The 22506-nt window shown below is 48.8% G+C and carries 23 protein-coding genes; 13 read left to right on the top strand and 10 right to left on the bottom strand.

The annotated features are described in order from the left end of the window. Nucleotides 1-48 precede the first annotated feature (48 nt). The 4 genes from EXG77_RS01650 (at nt 49) to EXG77_RS01635 (ending at nt 3131) form a co-directional block, all read left to right on the top strand. Nucleotides 49-786 carry a metal ABC transporter ATP-binding protein gene (locus tag EXG77_RS01650; RefSeq protein ID WP_035395750.1) on the top strand — a complete coding sequence of 246 codons (738 nt, stop codon included), beginning with the start codon at nt 49-51 and terminating at the stop codon, nt 784-786. After that, nucleotides 783-1628, top strand: coding sequence for a metal ABC transporter permease (locus EXG77_RS01645; RefSeq protein ID WP_029342804.1), 846 nt, complete (start codon nt 783-785; stop codon nt 1626-1628). The genes EXG77_RS01650 and EXG77_RS01645 overlap by 4 nt, the downstream gene beginning before the upstream one ends. Next, the gene (locus EXG77_RS01640; protein WP_035395748.1) at nt 1625-2542 is read left to right on the top strand and encodes a metal ABC transporter substrate-binding protein; all 918 of its coding nucleotides are present in this window, start codon (nt 1625-1627) and stop codon (nt 2540-2542) included. Before EXG77_RS01645 ends, EXG77_RS01640 begins: the two co-directional genes overlap by 4 nt. Before the next feature lie 76 nt (nt 2543-2618). Further along, nucleotides 2619-3131 (top strand): PCYCGC motif-containing (lipo)protein, encoded by a 513-nt coding sequence (locus EXG77_RS01635; RefSeq protein ID WP_035395745.1) that lies wholly within the window; start codon nt 2619-2621, stop codon nt 3129-3131. 71 nt (nt 3132-3202) lie between these two features. Here the strand turns inward: EXG77_RS01635 and EXG77_RS01630 are convergent, their stop codons facing one another. Further along, a complete protein-coding gene (locus tag EXG77_RS01630; RefSeq protein ID WP_035395742.1) occupies nt 3203-3643 on the bottom strand; it encodes a hypothetical protein in 441 nt (146 codons plus the stop codon). Nucleotides 3644-3832: 189 nt separating this feature from the next. On the opposite strand from EXG77_RS01630, the gene EXG77_RS01625 reads away from it, so the two are divergent. Continuing rightward, nucleotides 3833-4846 (top strand): zinc-binding alcohol dehydrogenase family protein, encoded by a 1014-nt coding sequence (locus EXG77_RS01625; protein WP_304465957.1) that lies wholly within the window; start codon nt 3833-3835, stop codon nt 4844-4846. 216 nt (nt 4847-5062) lie between these two features. Beyond that, nucleotides 5063-7495 carry an ATP-binding protein gene (locus EXG77_RS01620; RefSeq protein WP_035395736.1) on the top strand — a complete coding sequence of 811 codons (2433 nt, stop codon included), beginning with the start codon at nt 5063-5065 and terminating at the stop codon, nt 7493-7495. Between the two features lie 61 nt (nt 7496-7556). Here EXG77_RS01620 and wrbA read toward each other — a convergent pair whose 3' ends face one another. Continuing rightward, entirely contained in the window at nt 7557-8159 is a 603-nt protein-coding gene (gene wrbA, locus EXG77_RS01615; protein ID WP_035395734.1) for an NAD(P)H:quinone oxidoreductase, read from the bottom strand. Between the two features lie 226 nt (nt 8160-8385). Between wrbA and EXG77_RS01610 the strand changes: the two genes are divergently transcribed. Then, nucleotides 8386-10176 carry an LTA synthase family protein gene (locus EXG77_RS01610; RefSeq protein WP_035395732.1) on the top strand — a complete coding sequence of 597 codons (1791 nt, stop codon included), beginning with the start codon at nt 8386-8388 and terminating at the stop codon, nt 10174-10176. 107 nt (nt 10177-10283) lie between these two features. Here the strand turns inward: EXG77_RS01610 and EXG77_RS01605 are convergent, their stop codons facing one another. The 4 genes from EXG77_RS01605 to groES form a co-directional block, all read right to left on the bottom strand. Continuing rightward, on the bottom strand, nt 10284-11186 hold the full coding sequence (locus EXG77_RS01605; protein ID WP_203229904.1) for a HEAT repeat domain-containing protein: 903 nt from the start codon (nt 11184-11186) through the stop codon (nt 10284-10286). Nucleotides 11187-11258: 72 nt separating this feature from the next. Continuing rightward, on the bottom strand, nt 11259-11879 hold the full coding sequence (locus EXG77_RS01600; protein ID WP_035395728.1) for a LysE/ArgO family amino acid transporter: 621 nt from the start codon (nt 11877-11879) through the stop codon (nt 11259-11261). A gap of 147 nt (nt 11880-12026) precedes the next feature. Next, nucleotides 12027-13667 carry a chaperonin GroEL gene (groL, locus tag EXG77_RS01595; protein ID WP_023469586.1) on the bottom strand — a complete coding sequence of 547 codons (1641 nt, stop codon included), beginning with the start codon at nt 13665-13667 and terminating at the stop codon, nt 12027-12029. A 32-nt stretch (nt 13668-13699) separates the two neighbouring features. Continuing rightward, complete coding sequence (groES, locus tag EXG77_RS01590) at nt 13700-13984, bottom strand: co-chaperone GroES (protein WP_023469587.1); 285 nt, start codon at nt 13982-13984, stop codon at nt 13700-13702. A 220-nt stretch (nt 13985-14204) separates the two neighbouring features. Between groES and EXG77_RS01585 the strand changes: the two genes are divergently transcribed. Both EXG77_RS01585 and EXG77_RS01580 read left to right on the top strand, forming a co-directional pair. Continuing rightward, nucleotides 14205-14897, top strand: coding sequence for a CPBP family intramembrane glutamic endopeptidase (locus EXG77_RS01585; RefSeq protein WP_023469588.1), 693 nt, complete (start codon nt 14205-14207; stop codon nt 14895-14897). A gap of 42 nt (nt 14898-14939) precedes the next feature. Beyond that, nucleotides 14940-15152 (top strand): DUF4305 domain-containing protein, encoded by a 213-nt coding sequence (locus EXG77_RS01580; protein ID WP_230088481.1) that lies wholly within the window; start codon nt 14940-14942, stop codon nt 15150-15152. A gap of 41 nt (nt 15153-15193) precedes the next feature. On the opposite strand, the gene EXG77_RS01575 is transcribed toward EXG77_RS01580, so the two are convergent. The 4 genes from EXG77_RS01575 to EXG77_RS01560 all read right to left on the bottom strand — a co-directional run bounded on the left by EXG77_RS01575 (nt 15194) and on the right by EXG77_RS01560 (nt 18511). Further along, a complete protein-coding gene (locus tag EXG77_RS01575; RefSeq protein WP_023469590.1) occupies nt 15194-15490 on the bottom strand; it encodes a DUF2089 family protein in 297 nt (98 codons plus the stop codon). Nucleotides 15491-15508: 18 nt separating this feature from the next. Next, nucleotides 15509-15796: a hypothetical protein gene (locus EXG77_RS01570; protein ID WP_023469591.1), complete on the bottom strand. Its 288-nt coding sequence runs from the start codon at nt 15794-15796 to the stop codon at nt 15509-15511. A gap of 181 nt (nt 15797-15977) precedes the next feature. Next, a complete protein-coding gene (locus EXG77_RS01565) occupies nt 15978-17273 on the bottom strand; it encodes a cation:dicarboxylate symporter family transporter (RefSeq protein ID WP_023469592.1) in 1296 nt (431 codons plus the stop codon). Nucleotides 17274-17452: 179 nt separating this feature from the next. Further along, the gene (locus EXG77_RS01560; RefSeq protein ID WP_023469593.1) at nt 17453-18511 is read right to left on the bottom strand and encodes an NAD(P)/FAD-dependent oxidoreductase; all 1059 of its coding nucleotides are present in this window, start codon (nt 18509-18511) and stop codon (nt 17453-17455) included. A 184-nt stretch (nt 18512-18695) separates the two neighbouring features. Here EXG77_RS01560 and EXG77_RS01555 point away from each other — a divergent pair, with 184 nt between their 5' ends. The 4 genes from EXG77_RS01555 (at nt 18696) to EXG77_RS01540 (ending at nt 22487) form a co-directional block, all read left to right on the top strand. Continuing rightward, nucleotides 18696-19487 carry an ABC transporter ATP-binding protein gene (locus EXG77_RS01555; RefSeq protein WP_023469594.1) on the top strand — a complete coding sequence of 264 codons (792 nt, stop codon included), beginning with the start codon at nt 18696-18698 and terminating at the stop codon, nt 19485-19487. Between the two features lie 3 nt (nt 19488-19490). Continuing rightward, nucleotides 19491-20402: an iron-hydroxamate ABC transporter substrate-binding protein gene (locus EXG77_RS01550; protein WP_023469595.1), complete on the top strand. Its 912-nt coding sequence runs from the start codon at nt 19491-19493 to the stop codon at nt 20400-20402. Between the two features lie 79 nt (nt 20403-20481). After that, nucleotides 20482-21483, top strand: a complete 1002-nt coding sequence (locus EXG77_RS01545; RefSeq protein WP_035395725.1) for an iron ABC transporter permease — start codon at nt 20482-20484, stop codon at nt 21481-21483. Then, nucleotides 21480-22487, top strand: a complete 1008-nt coding sequence (locus tag EXG77_RS01540) for an iron ABC transporter permease (protein WP_023469597.1) — start codon at nt 21480-21482, stop codon at nt 22485-22487. Before EXG77_RS01545 ends, EXG77_RS01540 begins: the two co-directional genes overlap by 4 nt. Nucleotides 22488-22506: the final 19 nt, after the last annotated feature.

Below are 22506 nucleotides of genomic sequence, written 5' to 3'. Positions count from 1 at the left end.
AAGGAAACTTTCCTTCTATATACCACAAAACCAAAGGAGTGATCATTCATGTACGCCCTTGACGTTGATCGTCTCACCGTCTCTTATTTTGATACCCATGCACTCGACGGAGTGTCCGTTCGCCTCCCGGTCGCTTCGTTGATTGGCATCATCGGACCGAACGGTGCTGGTAAATCCACATTCTTAAAAGCCGTCCTCGGTCTGATCCCGGCTCGTATCGAGCAGTTACGCGTGCTCGACCAATCACTCGAAGACGTCCGGTCACGCGTCGCTTATGTTCCACAACGAAGTGCAATTGATTGGGATTTCCCGGTTCGTGTGCAGGACGTCGTGTTGATGGGCTGTTATCCGAAGCTCGGCTTATTCAAACGACCATCGAAAGCACAAAAAGCGTTCGCCATGGATTGTCTCGAACGCGTCGGTATGTCCGATCATGCTGAACGCCAAATCGGTGAACTGTCAGGCGGACAGCAACAACGGGTCTTTCTGGCGCGTGCCCTTGCCCAAGAAGCAGAGCTACTATTGCTGGACGAACCGTTCGTCGGCATCGATGTCGCGAGTGAGCAGATGATCATCGAGCTCTTACGGACACTCCGAGCCGAAGGGCGGACGATTGTCGTCGTCCACCATGATTTGCATAAAGCAGAAGACTACTTCGACACATTGATGCTGTTGAACAAACAACTGATCGCTGTCGGTCCACCGTCTGATATCTTGACACCGGAATGGCTCGAACCAGCGTATGGCTTACCGCTATTCGAACGACGCAAGGAGGGACAAGGATGACGTTCATCGAGGCATTACTTCAGTATGAGTTCTTACAAAAAGCGATGATCACCGCCATCATGGTCGGCATCATCTGTGGTGTGATCGGCTGTTTCATCATCCTTCGCGGAATGTCATTGATGGGGGACGCGATCTCGCACGCCGTTTTACCTGGTGTTGCGATTTCCTACCTACTCGGAATCAACTTCCTGATCGGTGCTGTCGTGACGGGTCTCGTGACCGCACTCGGAATCGGCTTCGTTAGCCAGAACAGTCGCATCAAGAACGATACGGCAATCGGAATCATGTTCACATCCGCCTTCGCCCTCGGGATCATCCTGATCTCGTTCTTGCGTAGCAGTAGTGATCTCTATCACATTCTGTTCGGTAACGTCCTCGCGGTCCGTCCGAGCGACATGTGGATGACCGTCATCATCGGATTGATTGTCCTCGGCGGGATCTTCTTGTTCTACAAAGAGTTGCTGATCAGCTCGTTTGACCCGACGATGGCGCAAGCCTATGGACTATCGACGCGTTGGATTCATTACGGACTGATGACGTTACTAACACTCGTCACCGTCGCTTCACTTCAGACCGTCGGCATCATCCTCGTCGTCGCGATGCTGATCACACCAGCAGCGACCGCGTATTTACTGACGAACCGTCTCTCAAGGATGCTGTTCCTAGCGGCAGGATTCGGTACGCTGTCCGCCATCGTCGGACTGTATTTCAGCTTCACCTATAATCTATCTTCCGGTGCGTCGATCGTCCTCGTCGCGACGACGTTGTTCGCACTCGTCTTCGTCTTCTCACCACGTCACGGTCTGATGCGTCACCGGAAACGAAAGGAGTCTACTGTATGAAAGTAAAACTTTTTCTGTTCGTCCTCCTCAGCACGATCTTGCTTGCTGCTTGTTCGACACCTGCAGAAGATAACGGGAAGCTGAAGGTCGTTGCGACATATTCGATTCTCGCTGACCTCGCACGTGAGGTCGGTGGTGAACATGTGGATGTCCACAGCATGGTCAAGATCGGGGCAAACCCGCACGAGTATGATCCACTTCCAGCAGACGTACAAGCGATGGCAGATGCTGACGTCGTCTTCTACAACGGGTTGAACCTGGAAGCCGGCGGTGCGTGGTTCGATAAACTCCGGGCAACGACTGGCAAAGACGCGTCTGACGCACCAGTCTATCGTTTAAGCAAAGGCGTCGAACCGAAATACCTGACGACGAAGGGCAAAGAATCGGAGACTGATCCACATGCGTGGCTCGATATAAGCAATGGCATCCGCTACGTCGAAAACGTCAAGCAGGCATTAATCAAGGAAGATCCGAAGCACAAAGCCGACTACGAAAAAAATGCCGATGCCTATATCAAAAAATTGCAGACGCTTAATCAGGAAGCGAAAAAGCAGTTTGCCGCTATTCCGAAAGCAGAACGTCATCTCGTCACGAGCGAAGGAGCCTTCAAATACTTCGGAACTGCCTATGACGTCAAAGCGGATTATATTTGGGAGATCAACTCAGATAATCAAGGGACTCCGGCTCAAGTCCGCCGGATCGTCGATACGATCAAGGAGCAAGATATCCCTGTCCTGTTCGTCGAAACGAGCGTCGATCGGCGGAGCATGGAAACCGTCTCAAGGGAGACTGGTGTTCCGATCGGTGGTACTCTCTTCACCGACTCACTCGGTGCACCGGGTAAGGATGGCGACACCTACTACAGCATGATGCAAACAAATATCGAGACGATCACGGAAGCACTCGCCAAGTAAGCGTCAACAAATCGTCACGCCTTCTGGATACGTCTTTCCTTATAATGAAGGCAAGACGATGAAAGAGAGGCACATTATGCAAACACGACTATATCGTTACGCCTTTCCCCTTAGTATCAGCCTGTTGCTTGCCGCATGCGGAACAGCTGATCAAACGGGTGCTCCGAAGACAGAACAGACGAATCACGGAGATCATGCTGACCATGCCAGCCACGGTGCTGGTGATCAACTCGAGAAGACCGCGGGACCAGACACGTTACCCGCTTTTCTGAACGAACAGGATGAGTCGATCCAGACGATTTACCGCTCCGTCGCTAAACATCCTGATCTCTTGAAGAAGATGCCTTGTTATTGTGGTTGCGGTGAATCTGCTGGTCATACAAGCAACTATGACTGCTTCATCGAGGAGCAGACTGCTAGTTCCACGACCTGGACGACGCACGGCATCACGTGCGGCACGTGTCTCGATATCGCAGCACAGTCGATTGTCGCTTATCAAAAAGGTAGCTCCGTCAAGGAAATCCGGACTGCCATCGATCAAGCTTATAAAAAGACCGGTGTCACACCGACGCCAACTCCGGCACTCTAATAAACAGTCCGCCCTCCTCGCGATGAACGTCAGGAAAGGCGGACTGCTTTTTTTATGTTCTTTTTTCTGTCTCATGTGGAGCGCATTTGACTTCCAGCACGCAAAACGAGCGGTCGACCCGACAACAGCTCATCCAGTTGATAGTACGTATGTGCCCGAATCGGTCGATCCGTTCGTGGCAGGTGACGGAGTTCGTATGCTACTTCGAGTAAGTAAAATTTGTATTCCTCCCCTTCATCAAAACCGAAGCTTGCGCGCCGTTCTTCGATATACGCAAGGACACGCTCCTGTTGCGAGAACGAGAGCCGCTGGACTTGTGGGGCAAGTGCCTCGTGCGGAGAGAGCACGATTTCCCGCTCCGTGCGATACAATCGATGCATGACGCCACCACTTTGACGCAAGGCAATCAAACGCGCGGGTCGATATGGACGTGGGTGCGGATGCGCATGGACGAGGTAACGTTCAATCGTGACTTGAGTCGGTCCTGCCGGTAGAGAGATGACGTCATACATACAAAATCGCTCCTTCTCAAAAGTTGATAGCTACTCTCATATGCTACCATATCTATCCAGCATTCTTACGTTGACGACAGAAGGGGAATCGGTTTTCAAAGTTTCGCAATTGGTTTTAAGACCGAGCGGGGGTGGAACAGATGGAGAGAAACGATTCCTATCTGGAAAGGATGATTGTCGATGTCGAATATGTCCGCTGTCGGTTTCCACCGACACTTACCACTAACGGAACAAGAGAGTCTGATTGATTTAGAACTGCCACGCCCGGAAGCAACCGGACACGATTTATTGGTTGAGATCAAAGCCGTATCAGTTAACCCGGTCGATACGAAAGTCCGTGCTCACGGGAAAGACGAAGACGCCCCGAAGGTCATCGGTTACGATGCAGCCGGAGTCGTCATTGAAGTCGGCGATGATGCCTCCCTCTTCCAAGTCGGTGATGAAGTCTATTATGCCGGTGCGATTCAGCGCCCTGGGTCAAACAGTGACTTCCAACTCGTTGATGAACGGATCGTCGCCAAAAAGCCGGAACGGTTGACGTTCAGTGAAGCCGCTGCTCTCCCGTTGACGACGCTGACAGCTTATGAAGCATTGACCGATCGTCTCGGATTGACGTTTGACGCTAAGTCGAATCTCGAGAAGACGATTCTCATCATTGGAGCTGCTGGTGGTGTCGGTTCAATCGCGACACAACTCGCGAATCACGCTGGGCTGACCGTCATCGGAACGGCGTCGCGTGACGAGACGATTGATTGGGCGAAGGAACACGGTGCACATCATACGATCAATCACCACGAGGCATTCCGTCCTCAGCTGGAAGCCCTCGGCTACAAATACGTCGACTATATCTTCTGTCTCAATGCGACGGACCAACATTTTGAGACGATGGTCGATGTAATTGCACCGCAAGGGAAAATCTGTAGCATCGTCGAGACAGATCAAAAACTCGATTTGAGTGCGCTCCAACAAAAGAGTGCGACGTTCGTTTGGGAGTTCATGTTCACGCGTCCGCTGTTTGCGACAGAGGACATGATCCGCCAACATGAGATTCTGACGCAAGTCGCAGCATGGATCGAAGAGCATACGCTCGAGACGACGGTCACACAGACGCTAATCGGCATGAATGCCGACAACCTAAAAGAAGCACATCGTCTTGTCGAAAGCGGAAAAACGATTGGGAAGATTGTCGTCGAACATCATTAATGGGCATCGGAGCAGGATGGGAGTAAAATCCCGTTCTGCTTTTTTTATCGTTCTTTGTTTTCTTTGTGAACCTGAATCTCTTACTTTGAAGATAATTTAAGCATTATGACTATATTTATTCGTCTAAAAAATGTACGATTACGGTAACAAATATTCCAATGTAATACATCTAATCGACGCTTGATACACATAGACAAAGGAGCATCCATAATCCATATGCGAAAATGGTTCAATCAAAAGATCAGCCGACAGATCATGTCGTCGTTTTATCTCATTCTTATCACACTATCGATCTCTTCCCTGGCTGCTTATTTTTACACGAACCACCAAGTCACGGATGCGAAACAGGAGCTCGATGCGATCAGCTTACGTGAAGATCGAGCGACGAAACTTTGGGACGATTGGCAGTCCCTTCAATACGAGATGCGGGGCTATATCGTCTTCGGTGACGATGCCGTGCTCGACGTGATTGATGAAAAAAAAGCCTCACTTGAACAACAGACCGCTTGGTTTGAGAAAAATCGTCTCTACAAAGCGGATCAAATCTATGCGTCTGATATCTGGTCGCTCTATAACTCGTATACGAACTTCGTCATGCCAAGCTTGATTAAATATGTTCAAGCGAAGCAGTCAGGCACGATCGACGAACGTTTCTTGCAGATGCCAAGTCTGAAGGCGATGATGCCACAAGTACCACGGGACCCGAACCGGAAATTCAAAATGAATGCCTCGAATAGTGAGACGATGCGTAAAAGCGTCAACACGATGGAGAGCACGTTCACAAACTATCGGAGTAGTCTCCGTGCGAAAGAACTCGGTGCAAAAGAACAACTCGTCACCCAGACAAAGTACGCTGAGTGGATTTGGCTCGTCAATCTGCTCGTCCTATTCCTTGTTATCTTGCTGATCGTCCGCCCGTTCATCGAACGGACGACGCGACAGATCCATCTTCTTAGCAAGGAGAGTAAACTTCTTGCAAGCGGTGAGCATACGTTACCGTTGATTCCACTCAACCGTGCTGACGAGATTGGTGAATTGAGTAAATCGTTCCATCAGATGGCGACAGCTTTGATTGAAAACAAACATCAATTGATGTCAACGAACGTCAATCTCGAAGATGCCTTAAAACTGACGCAACGGAACGAGTCCCACTTGCGTCTACGGAATCAATTGACGGAGACACTGGCGTCGCGCGATAGCATCAGCGCTTATCCTTCTGTCATCCAAAAGATGGTTGAGATCACGCAGTCTGATCAAGGCGCACTGATCTTTAAAGAAGGAACAAAAGTCATCGATATCGTCTTTTATCCACAGACACCGCTCACAGTCGAGGATTGGATGCCAACGATTGAGCCGTTATTGCGTGAATCGCGACAAGATAAACGACCGCATACACAGTTCGAGGACGAAGTCGCACGCGCTGTCACACCGGTTCTTGACCCGAGTCAAAATGAGATCATCGCCTATATCTTCTTGTCCCGCGATCAGGATCGGTTTGATCGTTACGAGCAGGAAGAACTAGCCGCCTTCGCGCGCCAGCTGGCATTGTCACTCTTGCGGATGCGGACGTTCGACGAGATTGAACGTGAGCGGGAAAAAACGGCGCGACTATTGAACTCGATTCGTGAATCGATCGTCTATATCGAACCCGAAGGCGATATTCAATTGATCAACCGACCATTGCTCGATCTGTTTGACCATCCGGTTGATGACAGTATCGATGAGAACGGACTGATGAACATCACTCCGTCTGTCGTCCAACTCAAGCATCGCGTCGACCAACTACCGGAATTCGAACGTTACTTGAAAAAGACGTTCGTTCAGCGTGAAATCGGTGAAGGAATCACCTTCTCAATCGATCACGAGCGACGCTTCATCAAGACGTATTCCGAGAGCATTCATTATGGTGGACAATTCCGCGGGATTCTACTCGTCTTACGTGACGTGACGAACGAAGTCGAGATTGACCGGATCAAAAACGAACTCGTCTCGACGATCTCGCACGAACTGCGGACACCACTCTCGTCGATCTATGGCTTTACTGAGCTGATGATTCAGCGTGACCTGCCACCGAAGCGACAGAAGAAGTATCTCGAAGCGGTCCATTCGGAAACAGAACGTCTTTCGCTGTTGATCAATGACTTCCTCGACCTGCAACGGATGGAAGCAAACCGTCAGGAATATGAGATGGCACCGTTTGATATCGTCGCGATGATTCGGGATTTGAAACAGTTGCATAGCCTGTCGTCGTCTTCCCACGCGATTGAAATATTCCGAAACGTCGAACCGCTGATCGTCGAAGGGGATGCGAAGAAGATTCGCCAATTGTTCAGTAACCTGATCAACAATGCGATCAAATACTCACCAGCTGGTGGAACGATCGATATCCAACTGACGCGACACGCGTCACGTGTCACCGTCGCGATTCAAGATGAGGGTATCGGGATTCCTGCTTCTGCGATGAGTAACTTGTTCCAAAAATTCTATCGTGTCGACAATTCGGACACCCGTCAAATCGGCGGTACTGGTCTTGGGCTCTCAATCTGTCGCGAAATTGCGCGTGGGCATGATGGAGAAATCCATGTCGAGTCGATCGAAGGACAAGGTTCGACGTTCACAGTCGAACTTCCGTTGACGCAAAATACATGATGCATATGAAAAAGCGCCAGAATGCGAATCAGCATTCCGGCGCTTTTTGAATTAGGTAATGTTATGAGTTGAGACGGCTTGCCACTTCAATCGTCCGTTTCGCTTGATGGCGCACGGCTGGTTCGACCGATTCGACCATGTTGCCGTCTTGGTCGACAGTGACCGATGTACCATATGGATTTCCGCCCGCTGCGAACAAGACAGGATCCGAATAACCTGGTGCTGCAACGATTGCACCCCAGTGGAACATCGTCGTATAAACTGCGAGAACAGTCGCTTCCTGACCGCCATGCGGATTCTGTGCCGACGACATCGCACTGACGACTTTATTAACGAGTTTGCCTTGTGCCCACAGTCCGCCTGTCGTGTCGAGGAACTGTTGGAATTGTCCTGGGACATGACCGTAACGTGTCGGGACGCTAAAGATAATCGCATCTGCCCAGTCGAGTAGATCCGGTGTCGCTTCTTCGATATCACGTGTGGCATCCGCATGCTTTTGCCACAATGGGTTCGAAGCAATCGCTTCTGCTGGGGCTGTCTCCTTGATTTTCGCAAGGCGGACTTCTGCTCCTGCCGCTTCTCCCGCTTCTTTTGCCCATGAGGCAAGTTGATGGTTCGTTCCGGTTGCGCTGTAATAGATGACCGCTAGTTTCACGTTTGACATGACTTCGCTCCTTTTTTAAAAGACAGTGACGGACGATGGACGTACACGCTTTCTATTCCCGCTTTCTGCGCAAATTAACGTCAATTGTTTGAATTCAAGAGGAAATATAGACCAATTTTTCGACTACATCATGGAACAAGCGAACATGGCTGTCCACATCTGGGCGTTCCACCATTAAACGTTTAGGGTAAAGAACGTGTGACGACACACGTAAGGAGTACTGACCATGGCGATTCGCTACACCCTTTATCTGTTACTCGGCATGCTGAAGTTCATGCTGTTTAGTTACTTTACAAAGACCGATCTTTCGCTCCATTTAACACTCATGAACCTGGCCGGGATGCTGATCCTGTCGAGCTGGACGTTACTGATTCCGTGGAATAAACGCCGCTGGGTCTGGCTCGGTCTACTGCTCGCGCACAGTTTTCTACTGGCTTCCGACATGTGGTACTATCGTTACTTCGAGGACTTTCTCTCCGTCTCGCTCCTCTCACAGATGACGCAGATGAGTGACGTCAGTAGCGGCTTCACCGCCTTGATCGTACCGCAAGACTTCCTCTTGTTCGCTGATAGTTTGATCTTTGTACTACTGCTTTTTGTTTTCCACAAACGACCGGAAGTGACGACGAAGCAAACACGACGCCGGACGGCGGGAATCCTTGCAGTCAGTGGTATCGTCTTGTCTGCTTCGCTACTGACGTACCGGACGCTAACGGAAGAGCGTCAACCGACGGCAACGATCTCCGATATGCGTGACTACTACCTGTTTGGCTTTTGGGGTTATCACGGATGGGATGTGTTTAAAGGCGTGACTGGACGACCCGGCGACGGACTGACGGCACAGGAACAACAGCGCATCAATCAAAAGGAACAGACGAATCCAACGGGTCCGAAGCAGACGCCAAATATCATTCTGGTGCAGCTCGAGTCGTTCCAGGCTTCAGTCATCGACCAGACCATCAACGGTGAAGAAGTGACGCCGAACCTGAATCAATTGAAGAAGGAATCACTCTACTTCTCGTCGTTCTACCACCAGACGCATGAAGGACGAACTTCGGACGCTGAGTTCATCACGAACACGTCACTTTATCCATTAAAATCAGGCTCTGTCTATACGCGATATCCGACGAATGAATTCGAGCCGCTCCCTGCATTACTTGAGAAAAACGGATACGATACGGCAGCGATGCATGCCTACGAAAAAGGCTTCTGGAATCGTGACGATGTCTACAAGAACATCGGTTTTAAGCACTTCTTCAGCCAAAAGGATTATTCAAAAGAGAAGAAAATCGGCATGGCACTGAACGATCAACAGTTCTTCCTCGAATCGATTGATCACATGGAGACGTTGCAAGAACCGTTCTTCTCGTTTTTAGTCGCGCTGACGAGTCATACACCGTATGAAATTGACAAGGAAGACCAGACGCTTGATCTATCTGGTTATGAGGATCCAATGCTGAAACGGTATTATCAGACCGTCCATTACGTCGATACCGGTGTCGGAAAGATGATCGACGAGTTGAAACAACGCGATCTTTGGGATCAGTCTCTCGTCATCTTTTATGGCGATCACGATAGTGGACTTGTCAATGAAGACAGCGAGATGCGCAAAAAAGCGGATATCTCGTCCCCGGTTGCTGCCTTTGAACTCGAGCGCCGCATCCCACTCTTCATCAAAAAACCCGACCAGCAAACCGGTCGGGTCATGAAAGAGAATGGCGGACAGATCGATATCGCACCAACAATCATTGATCTATTGAATCTTAAGACGTCCTATATGATGGGACAATCCCTCGTCGATGATCAACCGAATCTGACCGGCTTCCGTGATGGTTCGTTTCGCTACAAGGACTATTACTATGAAGCGGATTTGACGAAAGCATCCGGTGAAGGCACCTGCTATGACGTCTCGACAAAAAAGAAAGTTGAGCTGAAGTTCTGTCGAAATCAAGTCAAGGATGTGAGTAAGCAGTTAAAGCTGTCGGATAAGATTATTGAGGAGAATGAACTGGAGTAATCAAAGGACATCTGATTTTCTTAAAATAAACAAGCCTGACTTCTCACTAGACGTGAAGAAGGTCAGGTTTGTTTATTGATTGTTATCTCCACCTATCCTCGAGCCCATCAATAGCAAGTAAAATGGTCTTCGATCCATTGCCATTCTTCGTCAAACAAGACTTCTCTTTTTGTTTGAATGATCCAATGAAATAATTTAGGAATCGCCTGATGGGAATGCTGGTATCGATGTAAAAATCGAAGAGCGATTAGGACTTCATCTGTTTGTATTTGTCGCGTTCGCTTCAATAATATTTGTACACGTTTGATCACCGGTTCAATCGCTACTTCATCACCATGTCGCTCGATTGCGACTAACGCATACTCTCTCACATTGCTAGATCGATCTTTTAGTCCATGCAAAAATATCGAAAGATCTAACCCATTTCCAAGTTCACTTAGCGTTGCTAAAGCCGAATGTCTCACGTCTCCTCGAGAATGATCCAACAAAGGAGTCAAATAAGGAACGGCTCGCTCTGTTCCAATCGTGGCTAAAACAAAATTAGCACTCATGATATCAAAAGAGTTATTTGATGTCGTAATCAAACGAATTAGCACATCCTCTGCTATCTCATCTCGACAGGCTCGCAATGCTTGAATCGCAGCTTCTCGAACTGACGACCGAGAATCGTCTATATATTTTACGATTCGTTCTGTATCAGGAATGCATTGCTGTTTTGCTAGTTCTTCCAAAATGCTTTCGAGAAGACTCGGCTTTGTCTCTTGCTCCAGTTTTTCAAGCAGTAACATCCCTGCACGAACATCTCCCGAATTCACACCAATCGTCCCAATCATAAAATAAAGATGTTGTTTTTGTTCTGCTTGTTTCACTTTATCGAGTAAATCGTTCAATATCGGAAGCATCTTCGCGTCCCTAAATTGACGGACTCTTGCATAAGCTAAGTCGGATGGTGAGCCTTCGTTCGTATAGCACTTCAATTCTTCATGATAGAGGTATTCTTCATCAGACATCTGTTCAACTAAATATAAAATCTCATCGTCCTTCATATTTTGTAGTTGCTCCTTAACCCTTTAAATATCTATTTAACTTTGTTCTAAAGCAAACTGAATTAATTGATACGATAGCCAGAACATTAAGCATCCTATTCCAAAATCTAGTACTTTCCACGCTTTTGGTTGTTTAAACACAGGAATGAGCCATCTCGATCCATATCCTAATCCAAAAAACCAGACAAATGAGGCAATCAAAGCTCCGATCAAGAAATTGACTTTTTGATCAAATGTCAAAGTCCCAGCTATACCACCAATGATGACGACCGTATCTAAGTAGACATGTGGATTTAAAAGTGTAATCGCTAATGTGAGTAAGATCGTTTTGTGAATAGGCATGATTTTAGAATCTGTTGAAACATTCATTGTATGTGATGACGAAAATGCACTACGAAAAGATTTAAATCCATACAAGAGAAGAAACAGTCCTCCAACAATCGCAAGTCCAATATTTGCAAACGTATTATTCTTAATGACGGTACCAACTCCCAGTACGCCCGCACACATCAACAACACATCGCACAAGAAACATACTAGCGCCACCCAGAAAATATTGTTTTTAAGTAAACCTTGTTTAAGGACGAACGCATTTTGAGCGCCGATTGCGACGATGAGTGTACCCGAGGTTACTATGCCTTTTAAAATTTCATTCACTTGACGTCTCCTCTCTCGTTATCGCTATCTTTATTTTTAAATTGATGAGTACTGTTTATGTAATTCTTTCAACTATTAAGTATACTATCGCAAACAAAAAGTACCGAACCCTATTTACTAGGATTCGGTACTTTTAGATGAAATGTCTTACATCATGCCGCCCATTCCACCCATGCCGCCCATATCAGGCATTGCAGGAGCAGATCCGGCTGGTTCTGGTTTATCGGCGATGACGGCTTCCGTCGTCAAGAACATCGCTGAAACGGACGCTGCGTTTTGAAGTGCTGAACGCGTTACTTTCGCTGGATCGACGATTCCTGTCTCGATCATGTCGACATACTCGTCCGTTGCCGCATTGTAGCCCATTCCTGGCGCTTCATGCTTGAGACGCTCGACGATGACCGAACCTTCTTGACCTGCGTTTTCCGCGATTTGACGAAGCGGTGCTTCAAGTGCGCGAAGCACGATGTTGACACCTGTTGCTTCGTCACCTGTTGAGACCGACAGAATCGATTCGACGGCTTTCGTAACGTGAATGAGAGCTGTTCCCCCACCTGCTACGATACCTTCTTCGACCGCTGCGCGTGTCGCGTTAAGTGCATCTTCAATCCGGAGCTTGCGTTCTTTGAGTTCTGTCTCGGTTGCTGCCCCGACTTTGACGACTGCTACGCCGCCTGCGAGTTTCGCCAGACGCTCTTGTAATTTCTCACGATCGAAGTCACTTGTCGTCTCTTCGATTTGCGCACGGATCGTACCGACACGTGCTTCGATCGAATCCCCGTGTCCGTGACCTTCGACGATTGTCGTGTTGTCTTTTGAGACGACGACTTTCGACGCGCGACCGAGTTGCGTGATTTGTGTTTCTTTCAGATCAAGACCGAGGTCTTCTGTGATCAATTCTGCGCCTGTGACAATTGAAATGTCCTCAAGCATTGCTTTCCGGCGGTCACCAAAGCCTGGTGCTTTGACTGCTACCGCGTTGAACGTACCACGGAGTTTGTTGACGACGAGTGTCGCCAGTGCTTCGCCTTCAACGTCTTCTGCGATAATAAGGAGTGGTTTGTTTTGTTGAACGACTTGCTCGAGGACTGGAAGAATCTCTTGGATGTTCGAGATCTTTTTGTCCGTGACGAGGATGTACGGGTTCTCAAGGACCGCTTCCATCTTATCTGAATCCGTAATCATGTATGGTGACGCGTAACCACGATCGAACTGCATGCCTTCGACGACGTCGAGTTCTGTCGTGAAGCCGCGTGATTCTTCGATCGTGATGACACCATCTTGACCGACACGTTCCATCGCTTCTGCAATCAATTGACCAACTTCTTCGTCTGCTGCTGAGATTGCTGCGACTTGGGCGATTGCTTCTTTACCTTCGATTGGTTTTGCGATCGTGTGCAACTCTTCGACAGCGCGACGGACCGCTTTTTCGATTCCTTTACGGATGACCATCGGGTTTGCGCCCGCTGTAACGTTTTTAAGACCTTCACGAATCATCGCTTGTGCGAGGACTGTCGCTGTTGTCGTACCATCCCCTGCGATCTCATTCGTTTTTGAGGCAACTTCTGCAACGAGTTTTGCACCCATGTTCTCGAAATGATCTTCGAGTTCGATTTCTTTTGCGATCGTCACACCATCATTCGTGATGAGTGGTGAACCGAACTTCCGCTCGAGGACGACGTTGCGTCCTTTTGGTCCGATCGTGACTTTGACTGCATCCGCTAATGCGTCGACCCCGCGGAGCATTGCTCGACGTGCTTCTTCACTGAATAAAATGTCTTTTGCCATGACTGAAATCCCCCTTTAGATGATTGACTGAATTACTCGGCTACTGCCAAAATATCGCTTTCGCGTAAAATTAAGTATTCATTGCCGTCGACTTTGACCTCTGAACCGGCATATTGTGCATAGATGACGTGATCTCCGACACTCACTTCAAGTGGTACACGTACGCCTTGCTCTGTCACACGGCCTGTACCGACAGCGACGACTTTACCCTCTTGTGGTTTTTCTTTCGCTGACCCAGGAAGAACGATTCCTCCGAGTGTTGTTTCTTCTTTTTTAACGACTTCGATCACGATGCGATCACCAAGTGGTTTTAACATGCGAAACATCCTCCTTGAAAATGACTGTTTTTTAGCACTCACTTTAGTTGAGTGCTAACATATTTTTATCTTATACGCTTTCTCTTCTGAATTCAAGCCTGAACCTTTATCCGTTTTCCCGAAATCGACACCTTTGAATCATCGTCAATCGTGCGCCAAGACCGTTTGTTTGTTACAATCGGGACAGTACCTTCATTATAAAGGAGTTGTGTCCTGTACGATGAAAAATCCAATCAGTCTGCCTTTCGTGATGGCGGAGAAGTGGCAAAAGCGTCACGTCATTCCGATCATCATCTATCTGATCGTCCAATTGGTTCCGGGTTCGTTCCAGTATTTCCTTCCGAAAAACGTCATTGCTGACGTCGCCGGTTGGTGGCTTGCGATCGGCTTCACGGTCGCCGTCATCGTCTCCTACTACTGCCTGCGTCCCGATTGGCAGAAGTGGAAGGCAGAGGGACGTCAAACCGATCCGATGGATACGTTGAAATGGATCGGAATCGGGATCGTGCTCCTGTATGCGCTCTTGATCAGCGTCAACTTGATCGATGCCTGGATGGCAGGCGGGATCGAGAATGTCGCGAAATCGCAAAATACGGATCAGATCATCCAAGCGATCCAAGTCATCCCACTCCTTCAAGTCATGGTCGTCCTGCTCGGACCGATCATGGAAGAGTTCTTGTTCCGGCATATCCTGTTCGGGAATCTCTCCTCGAAGCTCGGTTTCTTCTTCAGCTTCATCTTGACGGGTGCCTTGTTCGGACTGATTCACCAAGACAACAAATTTTTAATCTATGTCGCGATGAGTTTTGTCTTCTCGCTCGTCTTCGTCAAGACGCGCCGGATCATTGCTCCGATCGCCATCCATGTCTTTAACAACGGAATCGTCGTACTCGCCATCTACGCGATGTCTTAATTTACGAAAGGTCGTGTTTTCATGCGTCAAAGCTCGAACTTCATGGCAGTATTCTATGCCATATTCGGTATTCTCTTCATGTTCCTCGCCTACAACAACTCGGTCGAAGCAGGAACGGTCTTTAACTTCTGGACGATCCTGCTGACGTTGTTTGCCGCGATCGACTTCTACCGTCTCTACTTGATCTTCCGCTTCCGCGCAGCAGCAAAGAAGATGATCAAGAAGGAACAGGACAAAAAGAACGACAAACAATAAAAAAACGAGATTTCCGTCAGACGGGAATCTCGTTTTTTGGTTTATTCTTTCGCTTGACCCTTGCGGTAGGAATCGATGATCGTCTTCGCCACATCGAGACTCAACCGTTCATCTAAGACCAAGTTCTTGATCATATTGACGAACTCGACATCCTCTTGCTGCACCGAATCAATCCGCTCGATCAACTGGTTCAACTTCGCCCGGACGGTCGGGTAGGATACTTGATAGGCCGTTGCCATATCCTTTAATGAACCAGAGCTCAAGACGAACTTGCGGATGAACTCGAGATGCTCCTGTTCGAGTGCCAGTACCCAAGCGGGCACGTCTTGTCGTTCCATCGTGTTCCCTCACTTCTCTTACAAATCTTGAATCTCCATTCGTTCTTTTTCACGCTTCAGTTGCTTGCGACGTGAGTTAACTCCCATCTCGGCCATTGAGATCATGAGTGATAAACAGGCAAACGTTCCCATCCGAATCACTGACTCCCGATCCGACGTGTGTGGTCCTGTTCCGAAATACCAGTAAATTCCGAGCCCGATGATGATCGCTGGAATGATGAGGCTCCAGACTCTTCCTCGCCGTGCTAAGTAAAATTGTACGATACAGACTGTGACAATACCAATGACGATTCCTACCGTTTCCATCCTATCGCCTCTCCCCTATGATTATATCAATAATATTAACTTTATAATTAATAATATTCAACATAATTTTAACTATAATCAAAAATAAGGGATTTTATTTAAAAACAATCGACTTTAATCTATTTTCAAGGACGAAAAAAAGAAGGACTGACGATTCAGTCCTTCCTTATATTTACGACAATCACGCACTGCGGACGTCGTCTTTTTTACCTTCTGTCGACATGAACGTCTCGAGTTGGTCTTCGTCAAGGACACCTTCCCACTTCGCGATGACGAGTGAAGCGAGCGTGTTTCCTGTGACGTTGACGACCGAGCGCATCATATCCATGATTCGGTCAATCCCCGCGATGAAGGCAAGTCCTTCTGCCGGGATACCGACCGTACCGAGTGTTGCGAGTAAAACGACGAATGAGACGCCAGGAACGGCAGCCATCCCTTTTGATGTCAGCATTAAGACGAAGACAAGCGTCAGCTGTGTTCCAATCGAGAGATCAATCCCGTACATCTGTGCGATGAACAAGGCTGCGAGCGCTTGATAAAGCGCAGATCCATCAAGGTTAAACGAATAACCCGTCGGTACGACGAAACTGACGATTGATTTCGGAACACCCATCTTCTCGAGTTTTTCCATGATCCGTGGCAGTACCGTCTCAGACGACGCCGTCGAATACGTCAGCAATAACTCGTCTTTGAATATGCGTGTGAAATCAGATACCCGAATACCAACCCACTTCATGATGGCACCGAAGACGACGACCATGAAGAGAAGCGCTGTGACGTATAACGTCGCAATCAATTTAAACAATGAACCGAGCGATTCAATCCCGAACGTCGAGACCGTGACACCGATTAAAGCGAAGACACCAATCGGCGCAAATTTCATGACGATATTGACGAGATTGAACATCGCTGCTGCGACGCCTTCAAAGAAACGAACGACCGGTTGGCCCTTCTCTCCTGCAAAACCGACACCGAGTCCGAATAAGACCGAGAAGAAAATAATTGCAAGCATGTCACCGCGGACCATCGCGTCCAAGATGTTCGTCGGGACGATGTTGACGATCTTGTCGACGAGTCCTGCGTCTTGTGTCGTCTCTTCCGTCTCGACATATGTCGAAATGTCCGTTTTATCGAGTGTCGACATGTTAATACCAGCACCCGGTTCAACGAGATTGGCTGCGAACAGCCCCGTGAAGATGGCGATCATCGTCACGATCGTGAAGTAACCGAGCGTCTTGACGCCAAGACGTCCGAGACTTTTCGGACTACCGACTGATGAGACACCGAGGACGATCGTCGTGAAGACAATCGGAACGACAATCATTTTCATCATCCGGATAAAGATGTCACCGATTGGCTTGAGCCACTCCGCGACATGGGGATTCCCATAAAATACACCACCGACTGTGATCCCGAGAATCAAGCCGATTAAAATTTGCCAGGCAAGACCAATTGGCTTACGTTTCGTAGTTGTCATACTCTTCCTCCTTATACATCCGTCTTACTTGTATCCTACATGTAGTGGAACATAAGTAGAATTTTGTCCTAAATACAGTACGTTGTCAAATCGTTCTGTTATAGTACAAAACTAGATTCTGTATAAAAAAACGTCCAAAATCCGCTTGTTTCCAAGCATTTTGGACGTTTGAACATTATTCAAGATTGTTGATTGACGCGTTCCTCAATCAACGCACGATTGCGTTTTTTAAAGACTTCGTTATGTGACGAGACCATCGCCACTTTTGGCGCTTCCGGCTCAATGAAGCGTTTTGCCCGGTTGACGGCATTCGCCGCATCTTGAAAGGCACCTGAGATCAAATGGACCTTCCCGTCGTGTGAAAGAATATCTCCGGCAGCATATAGTCCCGGTACACTCGACTCGCTCGCCGCGTTACCCGCGATATAGAAGTCATCGACCCGTGCGATATCGAGATCACAGGCGTCAAGCAGTGCCGCGTCCTGCTCGTAGCCGTGATTGATGATGACTTCATCAATTGGAATCTCAACGATTTCCTCTGTTTGACAGTCGATCAATTCGACTGATGCGATCCGTTGATGATCAGGACTTGCGATCAGCTTGTGAATCGTCGTGTTGAGGAGACAAACAGCCGAACTTTTAACGAGCTGGTCGACTTGCGCCTCGTGCCCCGAGAAACAATCCCGGCGATACGTGACGTAGACTTTTTTCGCGACCGGTTCGAGCTCGTTCGCCCAGTCGATCGCAGAGTTCCCACCACCTGAGACGATGACGGTCTTTCCTTTAAAGCGTTCAATCGATTTGACCGTATAGTTCAAGTTCGACACTTCAAAGCGTTCCGCACCTTCGACTTTTAATTTTTGTGGATTGAGGATGCCGCCGCCGACCGCGACGATGACCGTCTTCGAATAATGGATCCGACCCGATTCTGCTTCTAAGACGAAGTTGCCGAAGACGTCTTTTGCGATCGAGATGATCTTTTCATTCAATTGAACAGTCGGTTGGAACGTCAGTCCTTGTTCGACGAGTTGAGCCATGAGTTTTTCACCAGTGATCGGTGGCTGTCCGCCGACGTCCCAGATCATCTTTTCCGGATAGACGTGCAATTTTCCTCCGAGTTCTGCTTGATACTCGATCAATTTCGTCTTCATGCCCCGAAGACCACTATAGAACGTCGAATATAACCCTGCAGGTCCTCCGCCGATGATCGTTACGTCGAACAACTCCTGTTCCCTCATCTCGCTCACTCCTCATCTTTGATTACGATTGATTATCATTCTCACTCCCTCATGATAACGTGAACATCTCTTGAACACAAGAAAAAATGTTGACAGCGTTTTTACAGGACTGGTATGGTTAATGAGACGATAGTGATAATCATTATCATTGAAAACGGAGAGAACAACGAAGGAGTCGTCGCGTATGGTACGTCTAGCAACAGAAGAAATCAATATCGGCTACGGTGATCGTCCCATCGTCAAAGACTTGTCCGTCCAAATTCCCGATCGACAAATCACGACGATCATTGGGGCGAACGGATGTGGCAAATCGACTTTATTGAAAGCGATGACACGGATCATTCCTCATCAATCAGGACGTGCATTGCTCGATGGTCTCGATATCGCCAAGGAAAGTACGAAGCTACTTGCCCGGAAAATGGCTATTCTGCCACAAACTCCAGAGAGCGCAAGTGGTCTGACGGTCGCAGAGCTCGTCTCATACGGTCGTTTCCCGTACCAAAAAGGATTTGGACGCTTGACGAAACACGATTACGAGATCATCGATTGGGCACTCGAAGCAACGGATACGATGGCATTTAAACATCGTCCCGTCGATGCGCTGTCGGGTGGTCAACGTCAACGGGTCTGGATTGCGATGGCACTCGCCCAAGAGACGGACATCATCTTCCTTGATGAACCGACGACTTATCTTGATCTCGCCCACCAACTCGAGGTACTCGAACTACTCGAGCATCTCAACCGGACTGAAGGACGGACGATCGTCATGGTCCTGCATGATTTGAATCAAGCGGCACGGTTCGCCGACTATATCATCGCCATGAAAAACGGTGAAGTCGTCAAAGCCGGAACGTGTGAGGAAGTCATCGCAAAAGACGTCTTACAAGAAGTATTCCATATCGATGCTGAAATCGGACGCGATCCGCGGACGAACAAGCCGATGTGTATCACCTACAACTTAATCAAGGGAGATTGAATCATGAAGAAACTACTTTTACCGGTTCTACTCATTCTCACGCTCGTCATCGCAGCGTGTGGCAATACGGAGAAAAAAGACGACGCAGCGTCTGGGTCGAAAAACGAGACGATTACGTACAAATCGGAGAACGGTGACATCAAAGTTCCGGCTAATCCAAAACGTGTCGTTGTTCTCGCTGGTTTTGCCGGCAACGTCATGGCACTCGACGTACCTGTCGTTGGTGTCGATTCGTGGTCAAAAGCGAATCCGAAGTTCGACAAGCTCAAAGATGTCACGGAAGTATCGGAAGAGAACGTTGAAAAAATCATCGAACTCGAACCAGACTTGATCATCGGCTACTCAACAACGAAAAACCTTGATAAAATCAAAAAGATTGCTCCGACGGTCACGTACACATACGGAAAAGTCGACTACTTGACGCAACATATCGAAATCGGTAAATTGCTCAACAAAGAGCAAGAAGCACGCGACTGGGTCAAAGACTTTAAAACACGCGCTGCTGCTGCCGGTAAAGACATCAAAGCAAAAATCGGTGAAGATGCTACTGTTTCTGTCATCGAAAGCTTCGATAAACAACTCTACGTCTTCGGCGATAACTGGGGTCGTGGAACAGAGATTCTCTATCAGGAAATGAAATTGAAAATGCCAGATAAAGTCACGAAGATGGCATTAAAAGACGGATACTACGCGTTGTCACCAGAAGTCCTTCCTGAATACGCAGGCGACTACCTCATCTTCAGTAAGAGTGCGGAAGCGGACAACTCATTCACGAAAACGGATACGTTCAAGAACATTCCAGCCGTCAAAAACGATCGTGTCTTCGAAGTCGATTCGAAGGAGTTCTACTTCAACGATCCGCTCACACTCGAACGTCAACTCGAGTTCTTCAAGAAAAGTTTCCTTGGCGCATAATGAATAAGGGAGGGAACCTGCGGGATCCCTCCCTTTTTTTTGCGGCTCACTCACTGAATCAGAAATGGAGGCGACATTCATGTCAGCTGGTCGAATTCCGTTCGGCATTAAAATCACACTCGGTCTCGTCCTCTTTTTCGGGATGTTCTGGATCGCAATGACGTTCGGTGCTGCCGATACGACGACGCGCGAAGTCTGGAACGCTTTGACGTTCGGACCGTTGAATGAAAAAGCAAAAATCGTCCAAGAAATCCGCTTGCCACGGGAACTGGCAGCAACCCTCGTCGGTGCGGCACTCGGTGTCTCAGGTGCCATCATGCAAGCCATGACACGCAATCCCCTCGCAGATCCTGGTCTGCTCGGTCTGACAGCAGGTGCGAATGCGGCACTGGCGCTCGTCATCGTCCTGTTCCCGAAAATTGACTACTTCGGGATCATGATCGCGTGTTTCGTCGGAGCAGCACTCGGGGCAGCACTTGTCTTTGGAATCGGCGCTTCGAAAAAAGGCGGCTTCTCCCCGCTCCGGATCGTCCTTGCTGGTTCCGCGATCTCAGCGTTTCTGTACGCGATTGCGGAAGGCATCGGGATCTACTTCAAGATTGCCCAAGATGTCTCACAATGGACGTCCGGGGGACTCGTCGGCTCGACCTGGGGACAACTGCAAGTCATCGCGCCAGTCATCGCAATTGGAATTTTGATTGCGTTCATTTTCTCACGACAATTGACGATCCTCAGTCTTTCGGAAGAAGTCGCGCTCGGACTCGGACAGAACATCCAGCGGATCAAAGCGGTCCTCTACGTCGTCGTCATCCTGCTTGCCGGTGCTGCCGTAGCCCTCGTCGGTAACATGGCATTCATCGGGCTGATGATTCCACATATCGTCCGCGCGATCGTCGGGACGGACTATCGGTTCATCCTGCCGATGACCGCGATCTTTGGTGCGACATTCATGTTGCTTGCTGATACGATTGGACGGACACTATATGCACCCTATGAGACGCCGGTCATCGCGATCGTTTCGATGCTCGGGCTACCATTCTTCCTCTTAATCGTTCGGAAAGGAGGGCGTGCTTTCTCATGATGGAATCTCGTTTACGCCGTCGCCAGCAACTGACGTTTTGGACGTTACTGGCACTATTGATCGCAACACTCGTCGTCAGCATCGGTCTTGGACCTGCTTCCCTGTCGTATGATCGTTTACTGCCGACGTTACTTGGAAACGGATCATTCAAAGAGGAGTTCGTCCTCTATTCGCTTCGCTTGCCCCGACTGCTCATCACCGTCATGGCAGGAATGGCGCTCGCCTTATCCGGTGCAATCCTTCAAGGGATCACCCGCAACGAACTCGCTGATCCTGGTATCATCGGCATCAATACGGGAGCTGGCGTCGCCGTCGCCTTGTTCTTCCTGTACTTCCCGACCGATGTCGGGTCATTCATCTATCTGTTACCGATCGCTGCCTTCTTCGGTGCACTCGTCACCGCGACAGCGATCTACCTGTTCTCGTACGACCGTGTACAAGGACTCCAACCGATCCGCTTGATCTTAACGGGTGTCGGCTTCTCGATGGCACTGTCTGGAATCATGGTCATCCTGATTTCGTCGACGCGTCGTGAAAAGGTCGACTTCATCGCCAAGTGGCTCGCCGGTAACATCTGGGGGACGGACTGGATCTTCGTCTACTCACTCTTACCGTGGTTACTCGTCTTGATTCCGCTCACGTTCTATAAGGCGAATAAGCTCAATCTACTTGCCTTGAATGAACCGGTCGCGATTGGTGTTGGCGTCGCGATTGAAAAAGAACGGATCCAACTCTTGTTGACAGCCGTCGCGCTCGCTGCTGCTGCCGTCTCCGTCACGGGTGGGATTTCCTTCATCGGTCTGATGGCGCCACATATCGCTCGTGCGCTCGTTGGACCACGCCATCAGTTCTTCCTACCGATCGCCCTCTTGCTCGGCGGCTGGTTGCTTGCGTTCGCTGATACGATTGGACGCAATATCGCGGGACCAGACGGTGTACCGGCTGGGATCGTCGTCGCCTTGATTGGAGCACCATACTTCATCTATCTACTGTTGAAGAAATAATCAAAAATCCGTATCAATC

The organism is Exiguobacterium sp. OS-77 (genome assembly GCF_000414195.2).
Classification (GTDB): Bacteria; Bacillota; Bacilli; order Exiguobacteriales; family Exiguobacteriaceae; genus Exiguobacterium_A; species Exiguobacterium_A indicum.
The sequence above is the reverse complement of the archived record's forward strand: the minus strand, read 5'-3'. Positions and strand labels throughout refer to the sequence as shown.

Coding starts and splice junctions, on each gene's coding strand:
- EXG77_RS01565 (WP_023469592.1), bottom strand. CDS start 17,273: ATGACAACTACGAAACGTAAGCCAATTGGTCTTGCCTGGCAAATTTTA.
- EXG77_RS01585 (WP_023469588.1), top strand. CDS start 14,205: ATGAAAAATCCAATCAGTCTGCCTTTCGTGATGGCGGAGAAGTGGCAA.
- EXG77_RS01625 (WP_304465957.1), top strand. CDS start 3,833: ATGTCCGCTGTCGGTTTCCACCGACACTTACCACTAACGGAACAAGAG.
- EXG77_RS01580 (WP_230088481.1), top strand. CDS start 14,940: ATGGCAGTATTCTATGCCATATTCGGTATTCTCTTCATGTTCCTCGCC.
- EXG77_RS01545 (WP_035395725.1), top strand. CDS start 20,482: ATGTCAGCTGGTCGAATTCCGTTCGGCATTAAAATCACACTCGGTCTC.
- groES (WP_023469587.1), bottom strand. CDS start 13,984: ATGTTAAAACCACTTGGTGATCGCATCGTGATCGAAGTCGTTAAAAAA.
- EXG77_RS01605 (WP_203229904.1), bottom strand. CDS start 11,186: ATGTCTGATGAAGAATACCTCTATCATGAAGAATTGAAGTGCTATACG.
- EXG77_RS01640 (WP_035395748.1), top strand. CDS start 1,625: ATGAAAGTAAAACTTTTTCTGTTCGTCCTCCTCAGCACGATCTTGCTT.
- EXG77_RS01575 (WP_023469590.1), bottom strand. CDS start 15,490: ATGGAACGACAAGACGTGCCCGCTTGGGTACTGGCACTCGAACAGGAG.
- EXG77_RS01645 (WP_029342804.1), top strand. CDS start 783: ATGACGTTCATCGAGGCATTACTTCAGTATGAGTTCTTACAAAAAGCG.
- groL (WP_023469586.1), bottom strand. CDS start 13,667: ATGGCAAAAGACATTTTATTCAGTGAAGAAGCACGTCGAGCAATGCTC.
- EXG77_RS01610 (WP_035395732.1), top strand. CDS start 8,386: ATGGCGATTCGCTACACCCTTTATCTGTTACTCGGCATGCTGAAGTTC.
- EXG77_RS01650 (WP_035395750.1), top strand. CDS start 49: ATGTACGCCCTTGACGTTGATCGTCTCACCGTCTCTTATTTTGATACC.
- EXG77_RS01635 (WP_035395745.1), top strand. CDS start 2,619: ATGCAAACACGACTATATCGTTACGCCTTTCCCCTTAGTATCAGCCTG.
- EXG77_RS01630 (WP_035395742.1), bottom strand. CDS start 3,643: ATGTATGACGTCATCTCTCTACCGGCAGGACCGACTCAAGTCACGATT.
- EXG77_RS01570 (WP_023469591.1), bottom strand. CDS start 15,796: ATGGAAACGGTAGGAATCGTCATTGGTATTGTCACAGTCTGTATCGTA.
- EXG77_RS01555 (WP_023469594.1), top strand. CDS start 18,696: ATGGTACGTCTAGCAACAGAAGAAATCAATATCGGCTACGGTGATCGT.
- EXG77_RS01550 (WP_023469595.1), top strand. CDS start 19,491: ATGAAGAAACTACTTTTACCGGTTCTACTCATTCTCACGCTCGTCATC.
- wrbA (WP_035395734.1), bottom strand. CDS start 8,159: ATGTCAAACGTGAAACTAGCGGTCATCTATTACAGCGCAACCGGAACG.
- EXG77_RS01540 (WP_023469597.1), top strand. CDS start 21,480: ATGATGGAATCTCGTTTACGCCGTCGCCAGCAACTGACGTTTTGGACG.
- EXG77_RS01620 (WP_035395736.1), top strand. CDS start 5,063: ATGCGAAAATGGTTCAATCAAAAGATCAGCCGACAGATCATGTCGTCG.
- EXG77_RS01560 (WP_023469593.1), bottom strand. CDS start 18,511: ATGAGGGAACAGGAGTTGTTCGACGTAACGATCATCGGCGGAGGACCT.